7 tRNA genes are annotated in these 803 nt (G+C 49.2%); all 7 read left to right on the forward strand.

Features of this window, described 5'->3' with window-relative positions:
* Nucleotides 1-28 precede the first annotated feature (28 nt).
* The 7 genes from I2484_RS21155 to I2484_RS21185 all read left to right on the forward strand — a co-directional run bounded on the left by I2484_RS21155 (nucleotide 29) and on the right by I2484_RS21185 (nucleotide 774).
* Nucleotides 29-105: transfer RNA gene (locus tag I2484_RS21155), tRNA-Arg, on the forward strand.
* A gap of 26 nt (nucleotides 106-131) precedes the next feature.
* Nucleotides 132-208: transfer RNA gene (locus I2484_RS21160), tRNA-Pro, on the forward strand.
* Between the two features lie 81 nt (nucleotides 209-289).
* Nucleotides 290-365: transfer RNA gene (locus I2484_RS21165), tRNA-Ala, on the forward strand.
* Between the two features lie 22 nt (nucleotides 366-387).
* Nucleotides 388-461: transfer RNA gene (locus I2484_RS21170), tRNA-Met, on the forward strand.
* A 7-nt stretch (nucleotides 462-468) separates the two neighbouring features.
* Nucleotides 469-545, forward strand: a tRNA-Ile gene (locus I2484_RS21175).
* A 19-nt stretch (nucleotides 546-564) separates the two neighbouring features.
* Nucleotides 565-657: transfer RNA gene (locus tag I2484_RS21180), tRNA-Ser, on the forward strand.
* Nucleotides 658-699: 42 nt separating this feature from the next.
* Nucleotides 700-774, forward strand: a tRNA-Met gene (locus tag I2484_RS21185).
* Nucleotides 775-803: the final 29 nt, after the last annotated feature.

An 803-nucleotide genomic window follows, 5' to 3' on the forward strand; every position in this document is an offset into this window, starting at 1 on the left:
TCTCGGCATAAATAATTTTTACTTATATGCGCTCGTAGCTCAATTGGATAGAGCACCTGACTACGGATCAGGAGGTTGTGGATTCGACTTCTGCCGGGCGCACCATTATACTTTTAAATATTATAATTATTCGGGACGTAGCTCAGCTTGGTAGAGCACTTGGTTTGGGACCAAGGGGTCGCAGGTTCGAATCCTGTCTTCCCGACCATTAAGCTTTTTAAGTAGTTTACCGCTTAAATAAGCTACCATTATAAGTAGAATTCTTGCTTAAATAATTACCAGCTATAATGGGGCCTTAGCTCAGCTGGGAGAGCGCCTGCCTTGCACGCAGGAGGTCAGCGGTTCGATCCCGCTAGGCTCCACCAACATACTTATATTAAAGATCCTGGCGGCGTAGCTCAGCTGGCTAGAGCGTACGGTTCATACCCGTGAGGTCGGGGGTTCGAACCCCTCTGCCGCCATCTTAAAGGACCTTTAGCTCAGTTGGTTAGAGCAGACGGCTCATAACCGTCCGGTCGCAGGTTCGAGTCCTGCAAGGTCCACCACTATTATATACACAGCCATGGAGGTATACCCAAGCTCGGCTGAAGGGATCGGTCTTGAAAACCGACAGGGGAGTCAAATCCCGCGGGGGTTCGAATCCCTCTACCTCCTCCATTTTTAACTAGTGGTGAAATTAAATAGTACTTATATTGTTGTCGCGGGGTGGAGAAGTGGTATCTCGTCGGGCTCATAACCCGAAGGTCACAGGTTCAAATCCTGTCCCCGCAACCAAATGGTCCCGTGGTGTAGCGGTTAACATG

The organism is Sporosarcina sp. E16_8 (genome assembly GCF_017347095.1).
Taxonomy (GTDB): Bacteria; Bacillota; Bacilli; order Bacillales_A; family Planococcaceae; genus Sporosarcina.